We start from the raw sequence: 26105 nt of genomic DNA, 5'->3' as shown, positions 1-26105 counted from the left end.
AACGCATGAAGCGAATGGCCGGACTTTCCGCACTTGCCTTGATTATCTCCAGCACCAGCGGCTGCGGATGGATCTGGGGACCGGAAGGTTACTTCCGCGACCGTGGTAGCGATTACCTGCAGGCGCAACAGACAGCACCGATGCAACTGCCGCAAGACGCCAACGTCGCCAAGCGCCTGGATCCGCTGCTCCCGATCCCGCGCAACGTCGCCGACGACAGCGTCAAGGGCGAATACGTCGTTCCACGTCCACAACCGCTGTCGGCCGTCGCCGATGCCAGCGACTACACCTTGCAGAAGAGTGGCGATTCCAGCTGGGTGATGGGCCAGCATCCACCGGCCGAAGTCTGGCCCGTGGCGATCCAGTTCTTCCAGGACAACGGCTTCCGCCTGGACGAACAGCGTCCGCAAACTGGCGAATTCACCACCACTTGGCAGCGCGCCGATGAACTGTCTGCCGCCATGGCCAAGCGCCTGGGCGCCGCCGGCGTCTCGGCCGACAGCGAAACCCGCGTGCGGGTGCGTATCGAGCCGGGCGTGCAGCGCAACACCAGCGAAATCTACGTGGTCAGCGCCCAACGTCCCGCAGGCAGCACCGCCGACGTCGCGTTCACCAACCGTTCGGTCAATACTGGCCTGGACGCTGCACTGGTGGACGACATGCTGGCGAGCATGAGCCGTACTGCGGAGCAGGGCGGTTCGGTGTCGATGCTGGCATCCAAGCAATTCGATGCGCCGAGCCGTGTCAGCCTGAGCGAAGACGGCAGCGGCAACCCGGTGCTCAACGTCGGTTCCGACCTGGACCGTGCCTGGTCGAGCGTCGGCCGAGCGCTGGAGCAGGGCGAATGGCGGGTTGAGGACATCAACCGCAGCCTGGGCTTGTACTACATCAACTTGGCTGAGAAAGCCGAGAAGAAGAACGAGAAGCCTGGCTTCTTCAGTGGCCTGTTCGGCAGCAAGCCGGACAAGGAAGAAATCGAAGCCCGCGCCGAGCGTTATCAGGTCCGCCTGAGCAAGGTAGGCGACAACGTCCAGGTCACCGTCGAGAAGAACATCAACACCGTGGCGCCGGCTGAAGTGGCGCGCAAAGTGTTGGGCGTGATTCAGGATAACCTGGGCTGATCCGATGCGTTTTGCCGTTCTCGGCAGCGGTAGCCAGGGGAACGGCACGCTGATAGCCAGCGCCGGCACGTACGTGCTGGTCGATTGTGGTTTCTCCTTGCGGGAAACCGAGAAACGCCTGTTGCGCCTGGGTGTGCACCCCGCGCAACTGAGCGCGATACTCGTAACCCACGAACATGCCGACCATGTGCATGGCGTGGGTTTGCTGTCTCGGCGCTACAATCTGCCGGTGTACCTGAGCCGTGGGACGCTGGATGGCCTGCGCAAGCCCATCGAGCCGGCGGGTTTCGTAGCCGGTGGCGAGCAGTTGCGCATTGGCGCCCTGGATATCAGCGTGGTCAGCGTCGCGCACGACGCGCGCGAGCCGACGCAATATGTGTTCAGCGACGGCGAGCGACGTTTCGGGTTGCTCACCGACCTGGGTTCGTATTGCGACAGGGTCATGGACAGTTACCGGGACCTCGATGCGTTGATGATCGAGTCCAATCACTGCCGCGACATGCTGGCGCGGGGGTATTACCCGTACTTCCTCAAGCAGCGGGTAGGCGGGGAACACGGACATTTGAATAACCACCAGGCAGCGTTCCTGGTGGCCGAGTTGGGCTGGCAAGGCCTGCAACACCTGGTCCTGGCCCATCTGAGCAGCAAGAACAACCTGCCGCAGCTGGCCCGGCAATGTTTTGTCGACACCCTCGGGTGCGACCCGGACTGGCTGCAACTGGCCGATCAAGATTCAGGGCTCGACTGGCGACATATCGCCTAGCCCACTACTTAGCAAGCGGAGCCCATCATGGAAAAACGTGAAGAACTCTACCGCGGCAAAGCCAAGTCGGTTTACAAGACCGACGACGCTGACCGCTTGATCCTGCTGTTTCGCAACGACACCTCGGCGTTCGACGGCAAGCGCATCGAACAGCTGGATCGCAAGGGCATGGTGAACAACAAGTTCAACGCCTTCATCATGCAGAAGCTCGAAGCCGCCGGCGTGCCGACCCAGTTCGACAAGCTGTTGGGCGACAACGAATGCCTGGTCAAGAAGCTGGACATGATTCCGGTCGAATGCGTCGTGCGTAACTACGCCGCCGGCAGCCTGGTCAAGCGTCTGGGCGTGGAAGAGGGCATGAAGCTCAACCCTTACACCTTCGAGCTGTTTCTGAAGGACGACGCCAAGGGCGACCCGTTCATCAACGAATCCCACGTCGTGGCGTTCGGTTGGGGCACCGCCGAGCAACTGGTTCGCATGAAAGAGTTGTCCCTCAAGGTCAACGAAGTGCTGAGCAAGCTGTTCGACGACGCTGGCCTGCTGCTGGTGGATTTCAAGCTCGAATTCGGCGTGTTCCGTGACGGTTCCATTGTCCTGGGCGACGAATTCAGCCCCGACGGCTGCCGCCTCTGGGACAAGGACACCAAGAAGAAAATGGACAAGGACCGCTTCCGCCAGGGCCTCGGTGACGTCATCGAAGCCTACGAAGAAGTCGCCCAGCGCCTGGGCGTGCCGCTGTAATCGACGCAAGCATCTGATAGCACGGAAAAAAATTCGCTCGGGGGTTCGCTTCCGGCGAATGTGCTGGTATGATGCGCGCCACTGGAGAGATGCCGGAGTGGCCGAACGGGACGGATTCGAAATCCGTTGTACTGGCGACAGTACCTAGGGTTCAAATCCCTATCTCTCCGCCATACAAATGAAAGCCCCGTAGATCAAGGTCTACGGGGCTTTTTTGTTTTCCGATTGTACTACTTTGTTGTACTACTCAAGCCAAGCTGTTTTGAAGCGGTATGACACCGTTGGCATCAGGAAAATCAGGTAAAGGAAAGCCCGCTCAATGGCGGGCCCTTGGTCGTACGTATTCCACCCGCTACGCGCTCTTGACCACCCACGCTAACGGCGATTGAGGGTGCAGAACGTATGCCCGCCCGAGGGCGGATAACGAAACCTGATCACCCCAATTGGAATAGGAGATGGAGATCAGATTCCAATGGTAGAGAACGTCCATAGCGCCTTCATAGACCAACTGCGACAATCCAGCAGTTGAAGGAATCTGGCTTAGATACAGCCCTTCGTTCCTGCCGCCATGAATTGCAATCACTGCCAGGACTTGTTGGGCACTCTCGTTGAGGGGAGGAAGTGCGGGGTTAAACTTTGCATTTGCAGCGTTCAAATCCGAACCGAACGATGCGGCGATAAAGGCAAGAAACCCAATTGCCCCAACAACTACCAGCAGTGCCACAATGAATGACCACAGCGGGAACGCTACGGGGTGTGCAAGCCACGTAAAGAGTTCAAGTGTCCAAGTCCAAGCCGTGGAGATAAACGGGCGAAGGGAAGGCCACAGATCTGTCGTGAGCATTTTACCTGCACCACTGACGGCACCCAGAAAGAGTGTCCCAACGACACCTCCCAGCGACAGCAGAACCACTTTGCGTTTTGGTTTCATCCTTTTTTCACCTCTCGTTCCATCGCTGCCCCCATTCCGGTTGTTATTCCAAATGCTACCAGAGTGGCGACCACTCCAGCGGTACGGAGCCAATATCACAGGGGAGATTGCAAGCCAAAGCAAAGGGCTTCCCAGATTCGATATGATGTTTTGGGGGGGGCAGGAAGGTGGGGGGATGCGAGGGATGCACGCTGCGAAGGCGTTCGCTTCGCTCTTATATTATGCGACCGTAATACAAGTATCGGTATATGTCGGAACTTGTAAGTCTCGAATGCATTCTTGGCGGGTGCGATTTACGCACACTGAAAACCAACTCTACGCCAAGTAGCACAAGGCTTTCAGCCGATTCTGTCCGTGTGGATCACGTCTCTACAGGCGTGTTCATGCGTGCGGGTAGTTGATCTGCCACCAGTTGAACAAAGCAACGCATATGCTCATGCCTCCCAAAACGAAAGGGGTGACATGATCGAAGAACCAAGGCGACACAATCGCGCCTCTGGCAAAAACGTACCATTCGACCAACTTCGCAACGAGGCGAGAGGGCGTCGTCGTGAATGCCTGACCACCACTCTGATGGTGCTCGTTTCCACCTACCGTGTAATGGATGTAAAAAGAGTAGCGAATTTCGTTTCTCGTCCTGCTGTCCAGATTTCGAATTATCGCGAGTTGGTCTGGAGGCTCTGTGCCTTTTGGTGGGGTTCTTTCGAGGTGAGTCATCTTTCCCTTGGGTTTGAAGCTAATCAGTTTGGATTCGCCTTCAACAGTACCGGGTGCCTTTTCAATTAGCTCCAGAACATGATTTCGCATCTGTTTCTTACCTAGACGCCTGACCACTCCGATGAGTGTCTTCTCATACAAGTCATGCATTGCAAGGTCAAAACGGAAGCTACCTTCAGGGGTTCGTTGATACAGCCTCAACCACAGATAGGTGTTGATACCAGCCAGAACCATCCAGACGTTTTGAACGTTTTCCTTGAGTCTGATCTCATTCCCGAGCAGCTTGAAAGTCGAGAGGTCAGCACCGAAGTACCACAACAGCAGGACTACAGTTGAAAAGCCAATCAAGTAGCCTCGGGCTTTGTTGAAATCTGGCGTATCCGTTTCACCCACAATCTTCTCTCCTGGTTCTCAATAGCTCAATCGCAATCACATTAGAGATTGGCGTTTATGCATTCCTGATCTTTGCTTCGAAAAATGCTCGTGTGGGCTCGGGCAGTCCCCCGATGTCATTCAGCATCGGGATTAGGCGGGAGGTTTTGGCGGTGTAGTAGTCGATAATCGGAGCATATCCACCATCCTGCTGCTGGGGGTGGCGCTTAAGGAATTCAAACATCATTGAAACCTGATACCCCATTTCCCTGACCGCTGATTCAATCACTGCTCCGGGTTCATTTGAGATTCGCAGAAAATTTGTATAGGCGGGTGAATCACCAGCTTTCTTCGCTCCACGCTCGGCCTCTGCGACCATGTGTAGTATGTGAAGATCAATGTCTGATGTCTTCCCCACAAACGTCAACTGAAGAGATGAGAGACGGGCATCAATGTCTTTCACGACCTGCAAGATTTCGTCTGCCTTTTTGTCCAATGCGAGCTGCCTAACCTGCTTCATTTGCAGGTCAAGCGACCAAAGCACACCGAGAAAGGCAAACAGCGCAAATATCGGGTTCAAGATGCCGCCGAAGTAATCGCCGAAAGCGCCCCATTTCGCTTGGTCGTATACGCGATCAATACCGAACATACTGAGGTAGACGGCAACGACTGCCGCCATGAAGAACAAGGCTATGCCTGCGACAATCAGAAGAAATCTAGGATTCATGGTAACTCCCTGTGATGACGCTCGGAGACTAGCTGGAAGCGATTGAAATTCTCAGCCAATGCCATGCCCCGCCAAAATTTCTGGGGCACTTCGATAGCTGCGATATGTTTTTAGCTGGAAAATTAGCTTGTGGTTCTATCGAGGTGGCCTAGCCAAAGCGCGAGGGCCAGTCGTCAGCCCTAGAACCAGATGAATGTGCACTCATTGGACATTGGCGTCTTGGCGACATCACCGCGACCAGTGCAAGCCAAGGTGATCTTGTCGCCCGGTTTCAACGTGACAGCAAATTTCTCGTTGCTCTTCGCCAGTGCGAACTGAGGTTCCATAAACTGGTTAACGCCGCCTTTCATGGTGACGTATGGCTTGCCTCGGAAATCGGTGTTGATGCTGGCTATGGTGCCCGTCACCTTGAAAGGCTTCCCTTTAAAGGTCATGTCGGCAGCATAAGTGTTGCGGCTGTAAGCTTCTGCAATGTCTGCTGCGGTGAAGGATTCCAAGGTGGCAACCCGCTCTGCTTCTTTCTGTCGTTCAGCCATTTCATCGACATAGACGCCGTTAGATGCGGATGCTTTGGACTGCGATGTGTCGTTGGCTACGCCCTTGATTACGATGTACGCGAGGCCAACCGCAAGCACGATGCCGAGAGTCCTTTTTGCTGACATAGCTCATTCCTTGAAGTGATGATGAGGCCATATGGTGGCAGGATGGCATGGCGAGCGTCCAGTACGTGGCGTAAGCTCTGGACGGTACAGGCACTGTATCAAGGACGTGGTATGACAAAGCTTCGGGTGCAAAAGACGGCCAAGAAGAACATTCACATACACAATGACATCTCCAATACAGCTCATTACCTTAAGACTCGAATCGAGGAAAAGGAGGCGACAGGAGACCGGCATGGAATCGCTCTCGACATCACTGCCTGCCTCGTGATGTTGGCGTTCACTTTTGAATCGCGCCTTAACTTCATTGGAGAACAGAAGGTTGCGGATTTTAAGGAAAGGCGGTGGTTCGACAAGAAGGTTGAGATTGTATTGAAGGCACTGAGATTGGAACCTGACTTTTCAGTGCGTCCGTACTCTTCCATCAAAGAGTTGAAAAACTTCCGTGACACCATTGCACATGGCAAGCCGGACACCATCGAGGTAGATGAAACGGTGGACTTTGAACCGGGGAAGAACTATGACGATTTCGATCTTCGAGGCGAGTGGGAGGCATTTCTAACCGTCGACTTCGTGAGGCAATGTTCCGACGACATCGACCAAATCTGGAGCGAATGGATTGCGGCTGCTGAAATTGAATTGCATCAAACACTGACCTACGGCGAATACAGCATTTCACTGATAGAAAAACCTACGGTCTTTGGTGGCTGATCGAGTTGTGTTGGGGCAGACGACATAATGACTGGAGGTGTGTATGAATAATGAAACTACTTGCAGTAAATGTGGCTCCATCTACAAGCTCACAGGAGAAAAATTCCCTGTACGAGATCCGGGCTCTATAGATTGCAGCGTCTGCGGTGAAGAGTTGAAACGCTGGAGCGGGTCTACAGACTGGACTGCGGAACTCATTGAAAAGCACGAGAAGCACTTGCAGAAGTAGCCAAGGCAACAGGGAGAGCAAAGCGTGAGGGAAACAATTTACAGCTTCTACTTGATTGCAGACGCACAAGAAAGGGTAGGCTTTCTCGGATATATACGCTACGAAGTTGATGGCGCGGATGAAGACAAACTTGCGTACCTGAAAGCTTCGGTAGAGCGGGATTATCAAAAGGCAACACTAACGAAAGCTCCAGTAGGTTTGACAATCGGTGCGTATACTGCACGCTGTCGCTTGGGTACAGCGCTTGAACTATTCGAGCATGTATTTGAGCCGCACGAAACACGGACACCACTCTATGAAATCACAATAATTCTCGACGGAAAGCCCTCGATAAATTATGTCTCGGATCACGCTCCACTAGATATGGATGACGTGAATAAGGAGATGGGAGAAAAAAGCGTCATGGATGATTGGCTGGCAAAATATACAAGAGACAATACATTTCACTATGCCGATCTTATTAACGACGATTTTTTGTTGGCCTACAAACTCCTTTTCAATAACAAGCACTATGCATCTGCTGCCAAGCTATTCATGTCCTGTATCGACAGCATTGCACATGTTGAATATGGTTACGACAAGAAACCATCAGAGCGTGCCGTGTTTAGCAGATGGCTTGACGCTTATGTTGACTTGAAGCCTATAGGCGTCACCGCCGACGAACTTTGGGAGGTGAGAAATGGAATGTTGCATATGTCGAATCTTGATTCAAACAAGGTATTAAAGAAGAAGGCTCGACGAATTTCAATATCGATAGGAAGCGTGCCAGAGGAAGCACAAGGTGTAGGTGACATCTATTATTTCAATCTCCATCAATTCTATCTTGCTGTGTGCGAAGGGATAGGCAAGTGGCTTCAAACATATGCGGATGACTACAATAAATTTCTGATATTCATTGAGCGATGGGATAGAACGATATCTGATTCAAGGATGGCGCTCTACGATCCTGGAGATAGCACGAAGGCATCTGGAAATTATCCCCCCCCTCCCCGATTTTTTTTTGATGCGCTTCGATAGTCGTTTGGTTTTTTGGCTGGAAATATAATCTGGCGCCCCGTCACACCCACTTAACAAAAACCATAGTCCCCCATTGGATGCTGGTGCTTTTTGAAAATAAGTTGAAGCGTTCTCAAACACAGAGACGACAAAGCCCCGCGAAGGCGGGGCTCTAGGGCGTCGTGAAATCCTTTAGAGGGAGTCGCGGAGGTTATGAAGCCTTCCAGTAGCGCTTCACTGTAGTGAGGCCGATAGATAGGTGACGGACCGTCTGAGCTTGTGTCAGGCCGTTTGCCTTGCAGGCTTTCACACCTTCGATGGTGGCAGTTGCAACAGGGCGACCCAACGTCTTACCTTCGGACTTGGCACGGGCCAAACCCGCTTGTGTGCGTTCGATCAGCAAGTCACGTTCGAACTCAGCGACAGCGCCAAGGATTTGCATTGTCATCTTGCCCGCTGCACTTGTCAGGTCCACACCGCCAAGAGCGAGACAGTGAACACGGATACCTATTGACTCCAGATGTTCGACAGTGGCGCGTACATCCATGGCGTTACGTCCTAGACGATCCAGCTTAGTCACGATCAGCACGTCTCCGGCTTCCATCTTGTGCAGGAGGGATTGAAACCCTTTGCGTTCGTTGGCGCTTACCGAACCCGATACCGTCTCAACCACCACCCGATTCGCCTGCACATCGAACCCGGCACGTTGCACTTCTTGGACTTGGTTGTCAGTTGTCTGATCGCTGGTCGATACGCGGGCATAAACGAAAGTGCGAGACATTGTGTGGCTCCTATTTGACCGGGTGGGTCGCTTTAACGTGGGTCCATAATATCGAAGGGTCGATTTGGATTCAACCCTATTTTATGGCCCATCCAACTAGCTATTCCCGGCAGGTCCACTTGACGTTCGTTTGATGTTGCCAAATTACACATGATTCATGTGATCGACGTAAAGAACCGGCTAAACAGGGACTTTTTGTTCCGGATGGGGAATGGCGATACACACAGCAGAACCTACTCGAAAGCTTTTCTGCTTCAGCACTGCTGCTATTCCGTACTTCTTGAACTGATCCAGAATCTGCCGGGCAATGTTGTCGCAATAACAAATCATGCGATTGCCAATCGTGTCTCTCTTATCTGCCGAGGCATAGATCAGAGAAACATGGCTGGGTAGCAGATAATCGCCGTAATATGGAAGTTGGCGGGCATTGATTGCAGGGTGTGCTCTCAAGTCATGATCTACGACGACACCTAGGCGGCTTGAGCGTAGGTAGGGGGTGTCCATGTGCCGAGTCAAAGCCAGGTGCCAGCCCAATGGTTCGTGCGAAGCAACGAAGTCTGGATCTAGGATTAGAAAAGTAACGAGCGGTTGGAAGATCGATTTCTCGTGAAGGGATTGCAACGGCTCAGTGATCACGCTGACGGTGGCTGCACTCACCACGTAACCGTCGAATCTCGTCGGCCCTTGGTCATCAGCGATTGTGTTTGTGTCCACCGCTGCGAGGTAGTCGAAACGGGTCTGCAATTCCTGCGTATAGGTCCCTTGCAAGCTGAAATCATTTGCAGGGGTGGACAGAATGATCTTGTCACCCTTGGTCTTTGGGTGCGACAGCTTGCGGTGAATGGAACTGGGGTCAACTTCGGCTATAGTCAGGCCGCCTTTTGGATCAAATATCACTGTGAGTTGCGACACGAGATCGGTTGTGTGGCCATACACATAGTCGTCACGGGGGATCTCGGGGACACCGTTACGTTTCTTCGACATACGATTGTCTCCTTTGTGATGGTGTAATGCCATTGTGCGGCTGCTACGATGGGAAATCATCAAGCAATCGAGCGCGTGATTTGTGAACAAGCCCCGAGCACTGATCATCACCGTTGAAGGCAAGTGGGAGCACGAATATTTTGCTTAGAGTTAGATGCCGTCAGTCATCTAGCTCAGGAAAAGTGATTTTTCCCACAATCCAAGGTTCCACAATGTCACTATGAACCGTACGTAAAAACGATCCCCATTCCTTACGGTTGTGAGCGTCTGGCCCAATGATCGTCAGCAGTAGGTACGCATCTTTGAAGTCATCATATGCATAAATAAGCCAGAAGTCGTTGTCAGGGTTTTCCGTTAGGGCTGTGCGATAGTACTGGCGGCCGATTTGAGTCCAGCGAGCTTGTGTTTCTACAGTGCTCGCCAAATGGATGTGACACATATCGCTCAGATCGAGCTTTTCATCTCTGCCAAAGATAGCCGGAAGCTCGCCGCACACTTTGTAGTTATAAAAGTGTGCGGCAATATTTTTCCAGTTCTGTATTTCTTCAAAAAGTGCGGAAATTTTAACGTCTGGCATCCACGCCTACTTCGTAATAGGAAGCTTGCCAGTGATTACAAATTTATCGAACACTTTCTGACCATCACGTGCAGCTTGTCGAACGTCAAGAAATGTCAGCTCTTCGTGAGTGACTTTTCTGCGCGCTTTTTCGACTTTTTTTGTGGTAGCCATCGGAGCCTCCGAGGTGTGTGTATTCATACTGATCAGCTTATGTGATTAATGGAGTCCGGGCAAACGGGAGGGTTTCGGTGTAATCGAACCATGCGCGTTTTGACGAAATGGGCCCCGTGAGAGGCCCTTCAATACTAGGCCGGCTCTGCGTCCAAGCGTCGGGCGATGACATCAAGCATGTCGCAACCATCCCTCAACGGAATGCAGCACAGTTGTGCGAAATCCTGAAGGACTACCGAGTCACTCGGAATGTCTCCTCGCATTGCGAGGTTTTCTAGTAGTTGGGTGACCGCGCGAATTCTATAGCCTGCCGTATCAAGCAGTATGTGTAACGGTGCGGTGGTATCGACGAAGAGAGGTTGATCGTCGGCATTGCTGGTGAGAGCCATATATTTATTCATTTCAGTTTCCATTTGATTGTGAGCCGCCTTGAACGTCGCCAAACGACAAGGTGGTAGCTGTACGCGGGTTGGCGAACCGGAACAAATGGAGAAAGCCGGCAGACCCGAAGGTCTCCCACGCACAGCTACCGGAAAGCAGCATATTGCGCACAGACGCGTTCCGCAAACTCGCGGAAGCTTCTGAACATTTGTTTTCGAGTCGCCAAACCCGTGTCGACCGTATGTACGACCCCTGGACTATAGGGCTTCCTCCAGAAAGTCAGCAACAAGCTGATGCGTAGGACAATTCTGGAAATAAGGTAAGGGGCTACTGTCAGATAAAACTTCTGGTTCTCTTATCAATACCGCTGCGTTGAACGTGGCCAACCGCATCAGAAACATCACTTAAGCGCAGGCTCCTACTAACCCCTCGAAGCGCGATCAACCCTGTCACTTCTTTGTGACAATGCGACAAATGGGCTATAGCTCAATGCATCCATGCCGATGAGCTAGTCAATGCCATGAAAGGAGTCACCCCCATGCCGCGCTTCTTTGCCGATCTGGGTTTTCGCTGGAAAATCACCCTGCCCATTGCTTTCCTGGCGCTGCTGTTGGTGCTGATGGGCTGGTCGGGCATGCGCGGTATCGGCCAGGTGACGGAGTCCAGCACGCAACTGACCAAGCGTTATTTGCCGGCGATCAGTCTGTTGCTCAACGCCGATCGCGATCTTTACCAGGCATTCGTGGCCGAGCGGAGCCTCCTCGGTGGCAATGCGGGCAGTCATGTCGAGGCGCTGCGTGCCAGTCACCGAGACAATCTCAAGCAAGCTTATGATCGTGTGCAGAAGTATGCCGCGATGCAGCCCAGTGCCGAGGCTTTGGCGCTGGTCAGCCAGTTCAATGACCGTTTTGCCCAATGGTCGCAGGTTTCGCGGCAAGTGGTCGAGCAAGCCGCGAGCAATCCGCAGGCGGCCAGTGCGCTAAGTTTTGGCGATGGTGAAAGCAAGTTCGACACCATGCGTGATGCCATCGACAAGCTGGGCGAGTTGGAGGATGAAGCGTCGCTTCGTGAGGGGCAGGCGGCGATTGACCATGGCCAGGCTGTCGGCGTGCAGCAAGGGGGCATCCTGTTGATTGGGCTGCTGGGTTGCATCCTGCTGATTGTTGCCCTGCCGATGGTTGTGCTGCGTCCCATGCGGCGGCTGTTGCACCGCGTCGAGCAGATTGCAGAGGGCGGCGGTGATCTGAAGGGTCGCCTCGAAGTACGTTCGGCTGACGAGTTGGGGCAGCTCGGCAGTGCCTTCAATCGCTTTCTCGACAAATTGCAGCCGTTGATTGCCGAGGTGGGCCGGGTCACCGGAGAAGTTGATGCCGCCGCGCGGGCCATGGCTCAAATGGCCGCGACCAATGATCAACTGATCAGTAGCGAGCATGCTGCGCTCGATCAGGTCAGTACCGCTGCGACCCAAATGAGCGCCGCCGTGCACGAGGTGGCCCACAACGCGGTAGGCGCGTCCGACGCGGCGCAGCAAGCCAGCAGCCAGTCTCGCGATGGCGCCGCGGTGGTCAGCAGCACCATCGAGTCGATCCGTCAGTTGGCCCAGGAAGTGGAGAGCGCCTCGGGCACTATTGAAGCATTGGCCCAGGAAACTTCCAGCATCGGCGCCGTGCTTGAAGTGATCCGTGGCATCGCCGAACAAACCAACCTGCTTGCGCTGAATGCCGCCATCGAGGCAGCACGCGCGGGCGAGCAGGGCCGTGGTTTTGCCGTGGTGGCCGACGAAGTCAGGGCGCTGGCGGCGCGTACCCAGGATTCGACCAAGGACATCCAGGTCCGCATCGAACGCCTGCAATCCGGTGTGGCCAAAGCGGTGCAAGCCATGCAAGTGGGCAGCAGCAAAGCTCGGGACAGCGTCGAACGGGCCGCGGGTGTCGATCAGGTGCTCAGCGGCACCGGTGGTTCGATCCAGCGAATCAACGACATGGCCGCGCAAATCGCCAATGCCTGTGAAGAGCAGAGCAGCGTCACCGAGGAAATAGCCCGTAATATTTCTGATATACGGGATTTGTCCAACGAGGCGGCTGCCAATTCTGCCCAGAGCATGCACGCCAGCCAGCAGCTTTCCAGCCTGTCGAGAAACCTGGCAGAGCTGACCGGCCGCTTCCGTACCTGAGGCAGGTGTGGCCGTGTCTGTCAGCGAGAATCTGCGAGCCCTGCACCGGGACGGTTTCGTCCTGCTGCCTGGGGTATTGAGCGCCGCACAAATTGCCGACCTGCGCCATGCCATCGACCAATTGCAGCCTCAGCATTGGGACTACAGCGGCGTGATCGATCATTACAAATGTGTGTTCAATCGCGATCCGTTCTGGCTGCCGTTCCTGGATGTGGGCGCAGTGATCGAACTGGCCGAGGCGGCCTTGGGCGATGATTGCCACATCATTGGCCAGACAGCCTGGCGCTACCATCCCGGTTTCACCGGGGCCCCGTTGCACCTGGATTACCTGGCGATGCCATTGCCGCCAAGCCTGCTGGCCGAGCCTGGCTTTGAACTGCCGGTGCAGGTGTTTACCGCACAGTTTTACTTGGACGATATCGACGCGGACTTGAGCCCCACACAGGTCATCCCTGGCAGCCACAAGGCCGGTCGGGCGCCGGTTGCAGGTGAAACGCAATGGCAAGGGCGTACCGCACAACCGATACTGTGCCGGGCAGGGGATGTGCTGATATTGCGCAGCGAGCTATGGCACGCCGGCAGCGACAACCGGACCGCCGACCGCACGCGATACATGCTCCAGGTGCACTATGGTCGGCGGATGGTCGCGCAGAAGTTTTCGCCTTATCTGCACTGGCGATTCAATCCCGAGGTCCTGGCCGCCGCGACACCTCGTCAGCGGCGGTTGTTGGGCGAGCATCAGGAAGCTGAATACGATTGAGCCTGGCTCAGTCAGATCCAGACGTCATTGATCGCCGTGCGCTCGTTGGTTTCTTCGCCGGTGTTAATGACACCGCGTGGCTCGATCAGTAGCAGTTTCACTTCCTGGGCGGCGCTGGGCTTATGCTCGACGCCCTTTTTGACCACATACATCTCGCCCGCGCCAATGGTCACGGCGCCGTCACGAAAATCGATACGCAGTTCGCCCTCCAGAACGATGAAGGTTTCGTCGGTATCAGCGTGGGTGTGCCAGATGAAATCGCCTTCGAGCCTGGCGATCTTGAATTGGTAATCGTTCATTTCAGCCACGACTTTCGGCATCCACTGTTCTTGGAAGAGCGCATATTTCTGGGCGAAGTTGATCGGGGAATAAACGGTCATCGAGGCATACTCCTTGGTCTGTTGGTGCGTCCTACTTTATTGTCCGGGCCAACGTGAGTATTGGATGATCGTGCAGCTTTTTGCGGCGCGTAGCGGCTGCCTTAGCGCAGCATGTTCAGCCAGCGTGCCGGTGAGATGCCGAAGGCCTGGGTATGCAGCCGGGTCATGTGACTTTGATCGTAAAATCCACAAGCCAGGGCCACTTCGCTCAACGGTATGCCCTGGAACGCCAGGTGACGGGCTTGATTCAGACGTCGCTGGGTGATGTAGCGATAGGGGCTGGTGCCGTACAGCGCACGAAAGTCTCGTGACAAGCTCCATCGGTCCCTGCCGCTTGCCTGCACCAGATCATCCAGCGTGATCACCTGGTCGAGGGCATCGTGGATGAACAGGCGGGCACGTTCCGCCGCCGGGTAGTCGATCAGCCGCCGTCCGCGTCGGCTGCCCGCCGCGATGTCGAGTGCTTGGGCCACGTCGTAGAGGGCGTCCTCTTCTTCTAGCGGATCGAGGGGATGATCCATGCCATTCAATAATCGACGGGTCGCGATGTTGAGGCGTGGGTCGCTGGACAATCCTCCTTCGATGAAGGGCAATGGCTTGCCCCCAAGTACTTGCTGGATCAGCGACGGTTCTATGTAGAACATCCGGTAGTGAAAACCTTCGCTCGTTCCAGCTTCGCCATCGTGTACCTCGTCCGGGTGCAAGACGATGGTGCCGCCAGGCTGGCTATGACGTTTGCTGTGGCGATAGTTGAAGCTCTGGACGCCGGAAAGCGTGATTCCGATGGCGTAGGTGTCATGGCGATGGGTGCTGTAGCCATGGCCACTGAAATAAGCCTCGATGCGTTCCATTTTCCGCGATTCGGGCGCACGCACCAGCCAGTCGCGATTGGGGATGGATCGAGTCATTGCACCGGGCTCCTGCTTTGGTTCGTATACCCTACCTGCCTGAAAACTTTCGTCACAGCAAAAAATCAGAATCTCTCTGGCGAGGACGCTTGTGCCCGCTGGGTTGCGAAGCGGCCCTGAAGCATCGCGCCTGCTGCGCAGTCGAGCGGGAGCAAGCTCCCTCGCCACAGTGATTCAACCCTCGATCAAGGCCGAGCTCCCACGGCGCTGTTCAGATCTCTTTTACCGGCGTCTCGCCCTGGACGTTCTTGATCAGGCCGATGACGTGAAGGCAGTCAGCCTTGTTCACATAGGATTCGCCACTGGCGATCGTTTCGTGGTTGCCGGCCCTCAGGCGCCAGCGCCATTGGCCTTTGCCAGTGTTCGGGGTGCCTCGGGTCTGTCGATAGATCTCAAAATACATGGGTTCGCTCCCTGCGATATTCAGTCATGACATGTGTGGAACATGTGGCTGCAAGCCTAGCCAAGTGGACGATTTTGGCCATGGGGAAATCGTTTCCATCGGTTATCAAGTGTTGCTGGGAGTGAGCCTGGATCGGTCATGCGACCCTTTGTAGGAAAAAAGTCATGTTGCGAGCAGCCGACGGGTTACGGTTCAGGTTTGATCCTTGCGTTGCCTTGTCCGCTCCTGCTTAATACGTTTCGACGCCAAGGGCCGGAAGCCCGATGGGACCAAAACACTATAAGAAAAAGAGCCATCAAGTGACTGAATATCCAGGAGCGGATCTACAGGGGCGTCTAGCGCTTTCGCTTGTCATTCCGGTTTATAACGAAGTCCAGTCCATCGATCTATTCATCGCCAGGATCGACCAGGTCTTCGCCCGTGAGTCGCTGGTTGACCTGGAGCTGGTGTTCGTCAACGACGGCAGCATTGACGACACCTTGGTGCTGTTGCTGGAACGGCAGAAGGCCGACCCGCGTATCCGCATCGTCGACCTGAGCCGCAACTTCGGCAAGGAGGCGGCGTTGAGTGCCGGCCTGCAAGCCGCTCGCGGCCAAGCGGTGGTGCCGATCGATGTCGATTTGCAGGACCCGCCCGAAGTGATCCTGGAAATGATTGCTCATTGGCGCAACGGCGCCGAAGTGGTGCTGGGACACCGAATCAACCGCGACTCCGACTCCTGGGCCAAACAAGTTTCGGCCAACGGCTTCTACCGTCTGCACAATCGAATCGCCGACCACAAGCTGCCAGAAAACGTCGGCGATTTTCGCTTGATGGATCGCTGCGTGATCGAGGCCTTGCAAACGCTGCCCGAGTCCCGGCGCTTCATGAAGGGGCTGTTTGCCTGGGTGGGTTTTCGAACCACCCATGTGGATTACGTCAGGCCCGAGCGCGCGGCCGGCGAAAGCAAGTTCAACGGCTGGCGCCTATGGAATTTCGCCCTCGAAGGCATCACCAGCTTCAGCACCGAACCGCTGCGTATCTGGACGTACCTGGGGCTTTGCGTTTCGCTGGTGTCCTTTGCATTCGCCATCTTCATCGTGCTGCGCACCTTGATTTCCGGGGTCGACCTGCCGGGTTATGCCTCGCTGATGGTGGCGGTCACGTTCCTGGGCGGTTTGCAACTGATCGGCATCGGCGTGCTGGGTGAATACCTGGGCCGTACCTATATCGAATCCAAGCGTCGGCCGGTTTTCCTGGTGCGGCGCGTCTATGACGCCAAGGACTGACCATGGATCTCAAGGAAACCGACATCCTGGGCCCTGATATCGACCGGCATTGGTATTACCGTTCGAAAGCGCGGGCCATGCTCCACATGCTCAAGGGCACCTCGGCCAGGACGCTGCTGGACGTCGGCGCCGGCTCGGGTTTTTTCTCCCATCATTTGTTGACCCATACCGATACGGCCCAGGCCTGGTGCGTGGACATCAGTTATCCCGCCGACTCCGATGCCAGCACCGCCGGCAAACCGGTCCGCTACCGACGGGCCATCGATGCGCTGGACGCCGACCTGGTGTTGCTGATGGATGTGCTTGAACACGTGGATGATGACGTGGGACTGCTCAAGATGTATGTCGACAAGGTGCCGTCCGGCAGTCGCTTCCTGATCACGGTGCCGGCGTTCCAGTTTCTCTGGAGCGGCCACGATGATTTTCTCGAGCACAAGCGCCGCTATACCCTTGGGCAACTGGAGCGCGTCGTGGCGCAGGCCGGTTTGCAGGTGCAACAAGGTGCATATTATTTCGGCCTGGTATTCCCCATTGCCGCCGCCCTGCGCCTGTTGCCGCGCGCCCGTTCCGAGGTGCCGGCCAAGTCGCAACTGTCGCGGCATTCTCCGTTGGTCAATGGCGTGCTGAAGTCATTGTGCAGCCTGGAACGTCCGTTCATGGGCGCCAACCGTATCGCCGGCCTGACTGTGTTCTGCCTGGCGCAGAAGCCGTGACCTGGACGCAATCGCCGTTGTTGCGACGTGCCTTGCGCTTTGCCCTGACGGGCCTGGTCGTTACCGGGGTGCACGTGGTGGCCGCTGTGCTGTTCATGCACCTGATCCTGGCGAATCCGCCGCTGGCCAATGGTTTCGCCTTCGTAGTAGCGACCGTGCTGTCGTATCTGATCAACACCCTCTGGAGCTTTTCCGCAAGGTTGCATGGCCGCACCCTTGGCCGTTTCCTGGTGGTTTCAATTGGCGGTTTCTGGCTGGCGATGCTGGTTGCCTGGATCGCCCAAAATGCCGGCCTGGGTTACCTGGCCGGCATTGCAGCCGTCGCGCTGATCATTCCGGTGTTCACCTTCATTCTGCATAATTTCTGGACGTATCGATGATCGTTCGTGGCAAGCACTACCTGATTTCCTCGCTGCCCGTGCTGTTGGGTGTGTTGGCCTTTTTATTGGTGATAGGCCCCCGGGTGCTGGACCCGACGAACATTGCCTGGTTGGGGGAGGGCGACGCGGCGACCCACTACATGGGCTGGGCGTTCTTCCGTCATTCGCCCTGGACCTTTCCATTGGGAATGAATCCTTCCTATGGCCTGGAACTGGGCAACGGCATCATTTTTTCCGATTCCAATCCGCTGCTGGCATTGCTGTTCAAGCCCTTCAGCGCCTGGCTTCCCGAGACATTCCAGTATTTTGGCCTGTGGCTGCTGACCTGTTTCATCTTGCAAGCATGGTTCGCCTGGAAACTGGTTGGCCTGCTGACGCCGTCGGTGTGGATCAGGCTGTTGGGCGCGGGCTTGTTCGTGTTTTCGCCTCCGATGTTCCTACGCATGGGCGGGCATCTGTCCCTGTCCGGGCACTTCCTGATCCTGGCCGCCCTGTACCTGGCGCTGCGGCCCGACTTGCACAGGCGCCGGCTGGCCTGGGGCGCGCTGCTGGCTGCGACGGCGTTGGTGCACGCATACCTGTTGGCCATGGTGGCGTTGATCTGGGTGGCTGACCTCGCCACTCAGGCCGTCAGGCGTCGGATGTCCCGAGGCGATGCGTTGATTGAACTGGCGGGACTGTTCCTACTCGTCGCGTTCTGCTGCTGGCAGGCGGGTTATTTCAGTGTTGGCGGCGGGACGGTGGCGGGCGGCTATGGATTGTATCGCCTGAACGTCATGTCGCTGATCAACCCCAGTGGCTGGTCGCACACGTTGCGAGACATGCCTCAGGGCCCGGGCGACTACGAGGGGTTCAACTATCTGGGGCTGGGCGTCTTGATGTTGGCGATCTGCGCCGGTGTGGCGCTGCTGCAAGGCAGTACCGGTTTTGTCCGCGCGGTGCGCCATAGGCGGTTATTGCTGTGGGCATTGATCGGGCTGACGCTTTTTTCCCTGACCAATACCCTCGGTATCGGCATGGTGAGTGTGCATTATTGGCTGCCAGACATTCTTGAAAAGGCGGCGAATGTGTTTCGCGCGGCCGGTCGGATGTTCTGGCCGGTGTTCTATGCCATCGTGTTTGCCGGGATTTTCCTGGTGATCCGCGGCAACAAACCGCGGGCCGCCGTGTGTCTGCTGGCGATTGCCGTGGTGGTGCAGATCCTGGATACCCACGCTGGATGGGCCGGCCTGCGCAAGAGTCGGATGATCGCGCCCGCCTCGAGTTGGCCGACCTCGCTGGTTGATCCTTTCTGGGCCAGCGCCGCCGGACACTATTCAAAAGTCCGGACGTTGATGCCGCAGAACCAGCCGGACAGTTGGATGTTGAGCAGCCAATACGCCTTGACCTATGGCCTGGAGACCGATGGGGTCTACCTGGGGCGCATGGGCAATCGGGTGATCGAGCAAGCGCAGCGCCATGCCGACCAGATGCTTGCCACGGGCCGGTATGACGCGGATTCGCTGTACATTCTCGACAGTCGCGCCACGCTGCTGGCGACGCAAACCGTCAATCGCCAGACCGATCTGCTGACCCGCGTCGACGGCCTCGTGGTCCTGGCGCCGGGCTGGAAAACGTGCGCCCACTGCCCGCCGTTCGCCGACGAAACGCTTGATGTGCAAGTGAAGCTCGGCGAGCGCCAGGTTTTCAGTCGTAGCCATGGGATGCTGGTCAGCGGTTGGGGCCGCGTCGAGGAGTGGGGCGTCTGGTCCCAGGGGAGCGAGGCTGAGATGATCTTTCGGGTGCCGCCAGAGGCCCGGGTCATTAGCATCGAGGCGGCGGCGTTCGTGCAGCCGCAGCACACGCGTCAGCGCGTCGAGGTTTCGATCAACGGCGTTGCGGCGTTGTCGACACAATTCACACGTATGCAGGACAACACCCTGGAACTGCCCCTGACGCCGGCCATTCGCGAAACGATTGGCGTCAATGGGCAGGTGCGCGTGCATTTTCGTTTGCCCGATGCAATCAGTCCCAAGGCCCTGGGCCTGGGTATGGATGAACGCATCATGGCCTTGGGATTGAAGTCCATGACGGTGAAGTGAGGCTTTCGGCGCATAGACGCGCAGCCCCCGGCCTTCCTACACTGCATTGGGTCAAGGAATCGGGGGCAGGGGATGAATCGCAACGAATTGCGCAAGGCCGACATCAACCTGATGGTGGTTTTCGAAACGCTGATGCTTGAGCGCAACGTGACGCGGGTGGCGGAAAAACTGTTCCTGGGCCAGCCAACCATCAGCTCTGCCCTCAATCGCTTGCGCAAGATGTTCAATGATCCGCTGTTCATTCGCGTCGGTCACCGCATGGAGCCGACGGCCCGGGCCGAGGAAATTATCCGGCATCTTTCGCCGGCACTGGATTCGCTGTCGGTGGCCTTGAGCCTGACGCACGATTTCGAGCCTGCCAGCAGCACCATGACGTTTCGCATTGGCCTGTCCGATGACGTCGAGTTCGGCCTGTTGCCGCCGCTATTGGGCAGCCTGCGGCAAGAAGCGCCGAACATCGTGTTTGTGGTCCAGCACGTCGACTACTGGCGTATCCCCGATTTGCTGGCATCGGGCGATATCACCGTGGGCATCAGCCAGACGCGCGGGCTGCCGGCCAATGCCAAGCGCAAATTGTTGCGACACATCCAGCCCCGCGTACTGCGCGCCGATGCGTCGGATACGCCGCTGACCCTGGATGAGTACTGCTCGCGGCCTCATGTGCTGGTGTCCCACACCGCCAACGTAGCCGGTTTTGCTGACGAATGGCTGGCCGAAATCGGTCGCACGCGCCAAGTGGTGCTCTCGGTTCCGCAATACAGCGCATTGCCGGCGTTGCTGGCCGGCACTGATCTGATCGCCAGTTTGCCGGACTACACCGCAGCCGCCATGGCCGCTTCGGGGCAACTGTTCAGCGAACCCTTTCCCTTCACGACCCCGACGCTGGACTTGTCCATGGTCTGGCTGAGCCATGTCGACAGTGATCCGGCCGAACGCTGGTTACGCTCCCGGCTGGAGGCTTTCATGGGCGAGCGCGTCGTCTCGGCACAACCGTGAAAGCGTGAAACGACGAAACAAAATCCTGCCTCAGCGAAGCGAGTCGAGGTAAGGTTGTGCGGCTGAAACCACATCGTCATATTTTCGAAAAGGAGTCGAACACATGCCTCACCTGCACATGGAGTACACCGCTAATCTGGCCGGGTTGAAAGCCGATGTCGCACTGTTGCGCCTGAACAACGCGCTGGTGGCGTCCGGTCAGTTCGCCGCCGAGTCCGATATCAAGAGCCGGGCCGTGAAACTTGAAACTTTCCGGGTAGGCACGGGCATGGGGGAACGGGGTTTCGTGCACGTGAAGCTGGCCTTGCTGAGCGGCCGCTCGCCGGAAATCAAGAAGCAACTGGCCGACAGCCTGCTGGCCGTTATCCAGGAGCTCGGCCCATGGCCGGCCGATGTTTCGGTGCAGTTGTGCGTGGAAATCCTCGACATCGATCGCGGCCCTTATGCCAAGGCCTTGATCGGCAATTGACGATCAAGCGTCGCGTGTGACGCAGGCCTTGATGATCTGCTCGCGCAGCCAGGTGTTGGCGCTGTCCTGGTCAGCGGCCTGGCTCCACTGCATGTTCAAGGTGAAACCGGGCAGGCCTCTGGGCGCTTCGTGATGACTGAAGATTGCCTCGCTGGCCAGCAGTTTCTGGATGCGACGGGGCAGGGTCAGGATGAAGTCGGTACCGGTGATCAATTTCAATGCGGCGCTGTAGCTGTTGGCGCGAGCGGCGATCTGCCGCTGTTGTGCCTGTTGCGACAGCCAGCCGTCCACCATGTTGGTGGCGGAGGCCCAGGGCGTCGGGAAAACGTGGCGGCGCTGGACGAAGGACTGAAGGCTCAGTTGCGGTTCCAGCGGCGTCGCCCGTTTATCCACGACGCAGACCAGGTCTTCCTCCAGCAGTTGCCGGGATTTGAAGTCGGCATGATTGCTGTGGAAGTTCGGACCGAAGCAGATCACCAAGTCCAGACTGCCGTCGCGCAGTTCCTGGGCGGGTATGTCGGCCTGTAGCTTGTGCACGTTGACTATCACCGGCAAATCGGCGTAATCGAAGCCCCGCAGCAGGTGCGGCAGGATCAGGTGTTCGAAATACTCCGGTGCGCAGATATTGAACGTGACGGCTTGCCCCGTCGGGTCGAACGTTGGCGCGCCGGCATGGCACAAATTGATACTTTGCAAAATGGCCCGCACATGGTCGTACATGCCCTCGGCTCGGTCGGTGGGGCGCATGCCGGTGCGGGTGTTGATAAACAGTTCGTCTTCGAAACAGGTCCGCAATTTCTTGAGGCAGTAACTGACGGTTGACTGGCTGACACACAATGCCTCGGACACGCCAGAGACGCTGCTTTGCTCGTACACGGCGCTAAACACCATGAGGTCTTGCATATCGAGCTTTCTGAGGGAATTACTGTTCAGCATCCGTTCTGTCTCTCGCTGTGCTTCCTTGCGCGGATCTTGCGCAAACCAGGCTGGTGATCCTAACGGAACGATGGTCCCAGGAAAATGCCATGCAGGCTATTTCACGGTCGGGAGTGGGACAGATAATGTAGGGAACACGACCTCCGATCAACGAGTGTTTGGTTTATCCATTGTTTAGCCTGCCACGATCCAAGCTCCGTCAAATCCAGGTTTAAGCTCCCTGGGTGTCGTGCAACGCTTGCTCGATGTACTTGCTGTGATGCGCTCATGGACGGTCGGCCTCTAACATTCTCGCACCCTTCATTCGCCGCGATTGATCCGGTCGGCAGACTCACGCCTGCCGGCACCCCATCCCTCAGTGCGTTGCCCTCCGAACTGGCCTTCTGGGCGCTGTGGCACTGTCGTCATGCCCGTCCTCCGGATTTTCGTATTGCCTGTTGATCCTTCGTGGTGCCCGTCGAAGACGGACACAGACTGACGGCGCCCTGTCGTCGTCCGACATGCAAATACGAGCCTGCTCATGAGCCTTGCCCAACTCTCTTTCGCACCCGTGCAACACGCCCACGCATTCCTTGAACAACACCCAGATATCGAATTGTTCGAGCTGTTCATCCTCGATAGCAATGGCGTGCCTCGAGGCAAATTGTTGCATCGGGACGAGTTACTGGCGGTCTACGAAAGTGGCCGGCCGTTGCCCAGCACGATCCTCGGGCTGACCCTCAATGGCGATGACGTGGAAAACTCCGGATTGGTGTGGGACGTCGGCGACATCGACTGCCGCGCCTATCCCATCGCCGGTAGCTTGCAACGCATGCCGTGGCGGCTCATCCCGACAGCCGCCGTGCAGGTCGCCATGCACCCCCAGGAAGGGATGCCCGCGACGGTTGCCGATCCACGTTATCTGCTTGGGCGGGTGATCGAGGCCTTGCAGGCCGACGGTTATTACCCGGTGATGGCCGCAGAGCTGGAGTTCTACCTGCTGGACGCCCAGCGCGACAGCCAGGGCCGGCCGCAACCGGCGCGGGACGCCGACGGCGGCCGACCGCGCGCCACCCAGGTCTACGGTTTGCGCGAACTGGAACAGATCGAGCCGTTTCTGGCAGACCTGTATGCCGCGTGCAGGTTGCAAGGCATTCCGGCACGCACAGCGATTTCCGAATACGCGCCCGGACAGGTGGAAATCACGCTGCAGCACCGCCCCGATGCCTTGCAAGCCATGGACGAAGCGGTGCGCTACAAGCGGCTGGTCAAGGGCGTGGCGCACAAGCACGGCATGGTGGCATGTTTCATGGCCAAGCCATTCGATCACTTGGCGGGTTCCGGCATGCACATGCACGTCAGCCTGGCGGACCGGGACGGCAACAACCTGTTTGCCAGCGAAGCCGCCGACGGCACGCCGCTGCTGCGTCACGCGGTGGGCGGCATGCTCGACACCCTGCTCGATTCGCTGCTGCTGTTCTGCCCTAACGCCAACTCCTACCGCAGGTTCCAGAGCAACAGCTACGCACCGCTGGCTGCGACCTGGGGCGTAGACAACCGCACGGTCAGCCTGAGGGTGCCCGGCGGCCCGGCCTCGTCGCGGCACATCGAACATCGTATTTGCGGCGCCGATGCCAACCCGTACTTGGCGGCGGCGGCGATACTGGCCGGCATCCATCGTGGTATCCGCGAGCAATGCGATCCCGGCTCGCCGGTTGAAGGCAACGGTTATGCCCAGGCAACCGAATTGCTGCCGACCGACTGGCTCACCACCTTGCGCGCCCTTGAAGCCTCGAACTGGGCGCGGGAAGCCTTTGGCACAGCGTTTCTGGACGTTTACCTGGCGGTCAAGGGCGCCGAGTACCGGCAATTCATGGGCGAGGTGGGGGAGCAGGACTGGCGCTGGTACCTGAATCAAGCTTAAAGCGGTGCCCGGCCGCATGCTGCAGACGGGTTAAAGTTTGTGGCGTGCTGCTTAAAAAATTATTTAATGGCAACTTTTTCACGAAAAATTGATGGTGGGCTACCTAAAGTTTGTGCTGCCGTAGGAAACGAATTTTTCACATTCGCTACCGCATTTCTTTTTTAAAGAGCAACTTTCAGGAAACCGTCAATCACCATGCCGTTAATCAAAGCCGTGCGCCCCGAGTGGGTGACGCTGGTCGCCAGTGCCTTTTTATTATTGGGTTTCAACGTCGTGCTCTGGCAACACTTGCAAGCGATCACGACGGCTGATGCCCGAGGCCTGCTGATGTGCCTGGCATTCGGTGTGATGATTTTCTGTGCGTTCAACCTGGTATTGACGCTCGTGGCGTTCCGTCCGGTGCTCAAGCCTGTGCTGATGGTCCTGTTTCTGATCAGCGCTGGCGTGGCGTATTTCATGGCCCAATACGGCGTGCTGATCGATGCCGGCATGTTGCGCAACTTTGCCGAAACCAATGCCACGGAAGTTCGTGACCTGTTGTCGTTGAAGTTGTTTGCCTATATCGGCTTATTAGGCGTTTTGCCCTCCTGGTTATTGTTCAAGACTCCGATTAATTATCGGCGCTGGCCCAAGGATTTGCTAAGTAAGCTATTGGTCGGCGTGGCCTCGGCCGCGGTGATCGGCGTGGTTGCCCTGGCCAACTATCAGGGTTTGTCTTCACTGTTTCGCAACCATCATGAACTGCGCTTGATGATCGTGCCGAGTAATTACATCGGCGCATCGATCGGTTACCTGCGCGAGCAAGTCGCATCGGCCAAGCAGCCGTTCATCGCTCTCGGTGAAGACGCAATCCGTAACCCGGCCTGGCAAACCCACGCACGCAAGTCCCTGACTGTACTGGTAGTGGGGGAGAGCGCTCGTGCCGAGAACTTCGGCATCCTTGGATATAACCGCGACACCACGCCGAAGCTAAACAAGGAAGCTGGCCTGATCGCTTTCACCGATGTCCACTCCTGCGGCACCGAAACCGCTGTATCAGTGCCATGCATGTTTTCCAACATGGGGCGCAAGAACTACGACGCCAGCAAGGCCAAGAATGAAGAGGGCCTGCTGGATGTGCTCAAGCGCGCCGGGCTGGACGTGATCTGGCGGGACAACCAATCCGGCTGCAAGGGCACGTGCGACCGGGTCACCTTGCAGGATGTCAGCAATCTCAAGGATCCGGCCCTTTGCGCCAGCAGTGAATGCCGTGACGAAATCCTCCTCCAGGGACTTCAGCATTTCATCGACACGCTTGATAAGGACACCGTGCTGGTGCTGCACCAGATGGGCAGCCACGGCCCGGAATACTTCAAGCGTTATCCCAAGGAGTACGAGCATTTCACCCCGGTGTGCGAAAGCAACGCGCTGAACAATTGCAGCCGCGAGAGCATCGTCAACGGCTACGACAACACCCTGGTCTATACCGACCACGTGCTGTCGACCTTGATCGACTTGTTGCGGGCCAATCAGGACAAGGTCGACACGGCCATGTTGTACCTGTCGGACCATGGTGAATCCCTGGGTGAATACAACCTGTTCCTCCACGGCACCCCTTACATGCTCGCCCCGGAACAACAGAAGCATGTGGCGATGCTGGCCTGGTTCTCCGACAGCTACCAGAAGTCCTTCTCGGTCGACACCCATTGCCTGCAGCTGAGTCGCGAGAAGCCCCTGAGCCAGGACAACCTGTTTCATTCGATGCTCGGGCTGTTGGAGGTCAACAGCAAGGTCTACAACCCGGACCTGGATATGTTCGCCAGTTGTCGCGGCGCGGTAATCGACGGCGTGCTGGCCCGGGAGTGATCGCCTACACCTTTTTTTCACGCAGTGTTGGTTAACCTGTCATCCAT

General features: G+C 56.8%; 27 protein-coding genes, 1 tRNA gene and 1 pseudogene. 17 read left to right on the top strand and 12 right to left on the bottom strand.

Features of this window, described 5'->3' with window-relative positions; genetic code table 11:
• Positions 1 to 5: 5 nt before the first annotated feature.
• The 4 genes from bamC to AD663_RS20005 all read left to right on the top strand — a co-directional run bounded on the left by bamC (position 6) and on the right by AD663_RS20005 (position 2798).
• Positions 6 to 1121 (top strand): outer membrane protein assembly factor BamC, encoded by a 1116-nt coding sequence (gene bamC, locus AD663_RS20020; RefSeq protein WP_053214420.1) that lies wholly within the window; start codon positions 6 to 8, stop codon positions 1119 to 1121.
• 4 nt (positions 1122 to 1125) lie between these two features.
• A complete protein-coding gene (locus AD663_RS20015; protein ID WP_053214419.1) occupies positions 1126 to 1884 on the top strand; it encodes an MBL fold metallo-hydrolase in 759 nt (252 codons plus the stop codon).
• Positions 1885 to 1911: 27 nt separating this feature from the next.
• Positions 1912 to 2625 carry a phosphoribosylaminoimidazolesuccinocarboxamide synthase gene (gene purC, locus AD663_RS20010; protein ID WP_003184316.1) on the top strand — a complete coding sequence of 238 codons (714 nt, stop codon included), beginning with the start codon at positions 1912 to 1914 and terminating at the stop codon, positions 2623 to 2625.
• Between the two features lie 83 nt (positions 2626 to 2708).
• Positions 2709 to 2798, top strand: a tRNA-Ser gene (locus AD663_RS20005).
• A gap of 179 nt (positions 2799 to 2977) precedes the next feature.
• Here the strand turns inward: AD663_RS20005 and AD663_RS20000 are convergent.
• The 4 genes from AD663_RS20000 to AD663_RS19985 form a co-directional block, all read right to left on the bottom strand.
• Positions 2978 to 3556 carry a hypothetical protein gene (locus AD663_RS20000; protein ID WP_033046209.1) on the bottom strand — a complete coding sequence of 193 codons (579 nt, stop codon included), beginning with the start codon at positions 3554 to 3556 and terminating at the stop codon, positions 2978 to 2980.
• A 381-nt stretch (positions 3557 to 3937) separates the two neighbouring features.
• Positions 3938 to 4666, bottom strand: a complete 729-nt coding sequence (locus AD663_RS19995; RefSeq protein ID WP_003184315.1) for a hypothetical protein — start codon at positions 4664 to 4666, stop codon at positions 3938 to 3940.
• A 55-nt stretch (positions 4667 to 4721) separates the two neighbouring features.
• On the bottom strand, positions 4722 to 5372 hold the full coding sequence (locus tag AD663_RS19990) for a hypothetical protein (RefSeq protein ID WP_003184313.1): 651 nt from the start codon (positions 5370 to 5372) through the stop codon (positions 4722 to 4724).
• A 179-nt stretch (positions 5373 to 5551) separates the two neighbouring features.
• Positions 5552 to 6034, bottom strand: coding sequence for a hypothetical protein (locus AD663_RS19985; RefSeq protein ID WP_003184311.1), 483 nt, complete (start codon positions 6032 to 6034; stop codon positions 5552 to 5554).
• 111 nt (positions 6035 to 6145) lie between these two features.
• Between AD663_RS19985 and AD663_RS19980 the strand changes: the two genes are divergently transcribed.
• Together AD663_RS19980 and AD663_RS19975 are read left to right on the top strand one after the other, a co-directional pair.
• The gene (locus AD663_RS19980; protein WP_003184309.1) at positions 6146 to 6742 is read left to right on the top strand and encodes a hypothetical protein; all 597 of its coding nucleotides are present in this window, start codon (positions 6146 to 6148) and stop codon (positions 6740 to 6742) included.
• Positions 6743 to 6995: 253 nt separating this feature from the next.
• Positions 6996 to 7988, top strand: a complete 993-nt coding sequence (locus tag AD663_RS19975) for a hypothetical protein (RefSeq protein WP_256217233.1) — start codon at positions 6996 to 6998, stop codon at positions 7986 to 7988.
• Between the two features lie 190 nt (positions 7989 to 8178).
• Here AD663_RS19975 and AD663_RS19970 read toward each other — a convergent pair whose 3' ends face one another.
• The 4 genes from AD663_RS19970 to AD663_RS19955 form a co-directional block, all read right to left on the bottom strand.
• Positions 8179 to 8748 carry a recombinase family protein gene (locus AD663_RS19970; RefSeq protein WP_003184305.1) on the bottom strand — a complete coding sequence of 190 codons (570 nt, stop codon included), beginning with the start codon at positions 8746 to 8748 and terminating at the stop codon, positions 8179 to 8181.
• A gap of 180 nt (positions 8749 to 8928) precedes the next feature.
• On the bottom strand, positions 8929 to 9732 hold the full coding sequence (locus AD663_RS19965; protein WP_003184304.1) for a hypothetical protein: 804 nt from the start codon (positions 9730 to 9732) through the stop codon (positions 8929 to 8931).
• A 160-nt stretch (positions 9733 to 9892) separates the two neighbouring features.
• Complete coding sequence (locus tag AD663_RS19960; protein ID WP_003184303.1) at positions 9893 to 10309, bottom strand: type II toxin-antitoxin system YafO family toxin; 417 nt, start codon at positions 10307 to 10309, stop codon at positions 9893 to 9895.
• Positions 10310 to 10596: 287 nt separating this feature from the next.
• Positions 10597 to 10863, bottom strand: a complete 267-nt coding sequence (locus AD663_RS19955) for a hypothetical protein (RefSeq protein WP_003184301.1) — start codon at positions 10861 to 10863, stop codon at positions 10597 to 10599.
• A gap of 500 nt (positions 10864 to 11363) precedes the next feature.
• Between AD663_RS19955 and AD663_RS29665 the strand changes: the two are divergent.
• The 3 genes and pseudogenes from AD663_RS29665 to AD663_RS19945 form a co-directional block, all read left to right on the top strand.
• A pseudogene (locus AD663_RS29665) lies at positions 11364 to 12158 on the top strand (MCP four helix bundle domain-containing protein); the annotation flags it as partial.
• A 69-nt stretch (positions 12159 to 12227) separates the two neighbouring features.
• A complete protein-coding gene (locus AD663_RS29660; protein ID WP_371261222.1) occupies positions 12228 to 13016 on the top strand; it encodes a methyl-accepting chemotaxis protein in 789 nt (262 codons plus the stop codon).
• A 13-nt stretch (positions 13017 to 13029) separates the two neighbouring features.
• Positions 13030 to 13776: a phytanoyl-CoA dioxygenase family protein gene (locus AD663_RS19945; RefSeq protein ID WP_053214511.1), complete on the top strand. Its 747-nt coding sequence runs from the start codon at positions 13030 to 13032 to the stop codon at positions 13774 to 13776.
• Between the two features lie 11 nt (positions 13777 to 13787).
• On the opposite strand, the gene AD663_RS19940 is transcribed toward AD663_RS19945, so the two are convergent.
• The 3 genes from AD663_RS19940 to AD663_RS19930 form a co-directional block, all read right to left on the bottom strand.
• Positions 13788 to 14156, bottom strand: coding sequence for a cupin domain-containing protein (locus AD663_RS19940; protein WP_053214417.1), 369 nt, complete (start codon positions 14154 to 14156; stop codon positions 13788 to 13790).
• 101 nt (positions 14157 to 14257) lie between these two features.
• Entirely contained in the window at positions 14258 to 15064 is an 807-nt protein-coding gene (locus AD663_RS19935; RefSeq protein WP_003184293.1) for an AraC family transcriptional regulator, read from the bottom strand.
• Positions 15065 to 15275: 211 nt separating this feature from the next.
• Positions 15276 to 15467, bottom strand: coding sequence for a DUF1508 domain-containing protein (locus AD663_RS19930; RefSeq protein ID WP_003184291.1), 192 nt, complete (start codon positions 15465 to 15467; stop codon positions 15276 to 15278).
• 299 nt (positions 15468 to 15766) lie between these two features.
• Here AD663_RS19930 and AD663_RS19925 point away from each other — a divergent pair, with 299 nt between their 5' ends.
• The 6 genes from AD663_RS19925 (at position 15767) to AD663_RS19900 (ending at position 21374) form a co-directional block, all read left to right on the top strand.
• Complete coding sequence (locus AD663_RS19925) at positions 15767 to 16735, top strand: glycosyltransferase family 2 protein (RefSeq protein ID WP_003184289.1); 969 nt, start codon at positions 15767 to 15769, stop codon at positions 16733 to 16735.
• 2 nt (positions 16736 to 16737) lie between these two features.
• On the top strand, positions 16738 to 17448 hold the full coding sequence (locus AD663_RS19920; RefSeq protein ID WP_053214416.1) for a bifunctional 2-polyprenyl-6-hydroxyphenol methylase/3-demethylubiquinol 3-O-methyltransferase UbiG: 711 nt from the start codon (positions 16738 to 16740) through the stop codon (positions 17446 to 17448).
• Positions 17445 to 17828 carry a GtrA family protein gene (locus tag AD663_RS19915; protein ID WP_003184285.1) on the top strand — a complete coding sequence of 128 codons (384 nt, stop codon included), beginning with the start codon at positions 17445 to 17447 and terminating at the stop codon, positions 17826 to 17828. Before AD663_RS19920 ends, AD663_RS19915 begins: the two co-directional genes overlap by 4 nt.
• The gene (locus tag AD663_RS19910; protein ID WP_053214415.1) at positions 17825 to 19909 is read left to right on the top strand and encodes a DUF6311 domain-containing protein; all 2085 of its coding nucleotides are present in this window, start codon (positions 17825 to 17827) and stop codon (positions 19907 to 19909) included. The genes AD663_RS19915 and AD663_RS19910 overlap by 4 nt, the downstream gene beginning before the upstream one ends.
• A gap of 72 nt (positions 19910 to 19981) precedes the next feature.
• The gene (locus AD663_RS19905) at positions 19982 to 20905 is read left to right on the top strand and encodes a LysR family transcriptional regulator (RefSeq protein WP_053214414.1); all 924 of its coding nucleotides are present in this window, start codon (positions 19982 to 19984) and stop codon (positions 20903 to 20905) included.
• A 103-nt stretch (positions 20906 to 21008) separates the two neighbouring features.
• Positions 21009 to 21374 carry a 5-carboxymethyl-2-hydroxymuconate Delta-isomerase gene (locus AD663_RS19900; RefSeq protein WP_053214413.1) on the top strand — a complete coding sequence of 122 codons (366 nt, stop codon included), beginning with the start codon at positions 21009 to 21011 and terminating at the stop codon, positions 21372 to 21374.
• A gap of 3 nt (positions 21375 to 21377) precedes the next feature.
• Here AD663_RS19900 and AD663_RS19895 read toward each other — a convergent pair whose 3' ends face one another.
• A complete protein-coding gene (locus AD663_RS19895; RefSeq protein ID WP_053214412.1) occupies positions 21378 to 22310 on the bottom strand; it encodes a LysR family transcriptional regulator in 933 nt (310 codons plus the stop codon).
• 520 nt (positions 22311 to 22830) lie between these two features.
• Between AD663_RS19895 and AD663_RS19890 the strand changes: the two genes are divergently transcribed.
• Entirely contained in the window at positions 22831 to 24213 is a 1383-nt protein-coding gene (locus tag AD663_RS19890; protein ID WP_053214411.1) for a glutamine synthetase family protein, read from the top strand.
• Positions 24214 to 24408: 195 nt separating this feature from the next.
• Positions 24409 to 26058, top strand: coding sequence for a phosphoethanolamine transferase (locus tag AD663_RS19885; RefSeq protein WP_053214410.1), 1650 nt, complete (start codon positions 24409 to 24411; stop codon positions 26056 to 26058).
• The last annotated feature ends 47 nt before the right edge of the window (positions 26059 to 26105 follow it).

The sequence above is a fragment of the Pseudomonas sp. Q12-87 genome, assembly GCF_001269755.1.
GTDB classification, from domain to species: Bacteria; Pseudomonadota; Gammaproteobacteria; order Pseudomonadales; family Pseudomonadaceae; genus Aquipseudomonas; species Aquipseudomonas fluorescens_S.
This window is presented reverse-complemented; position numbering and strand designations above follow the sequence as displayed.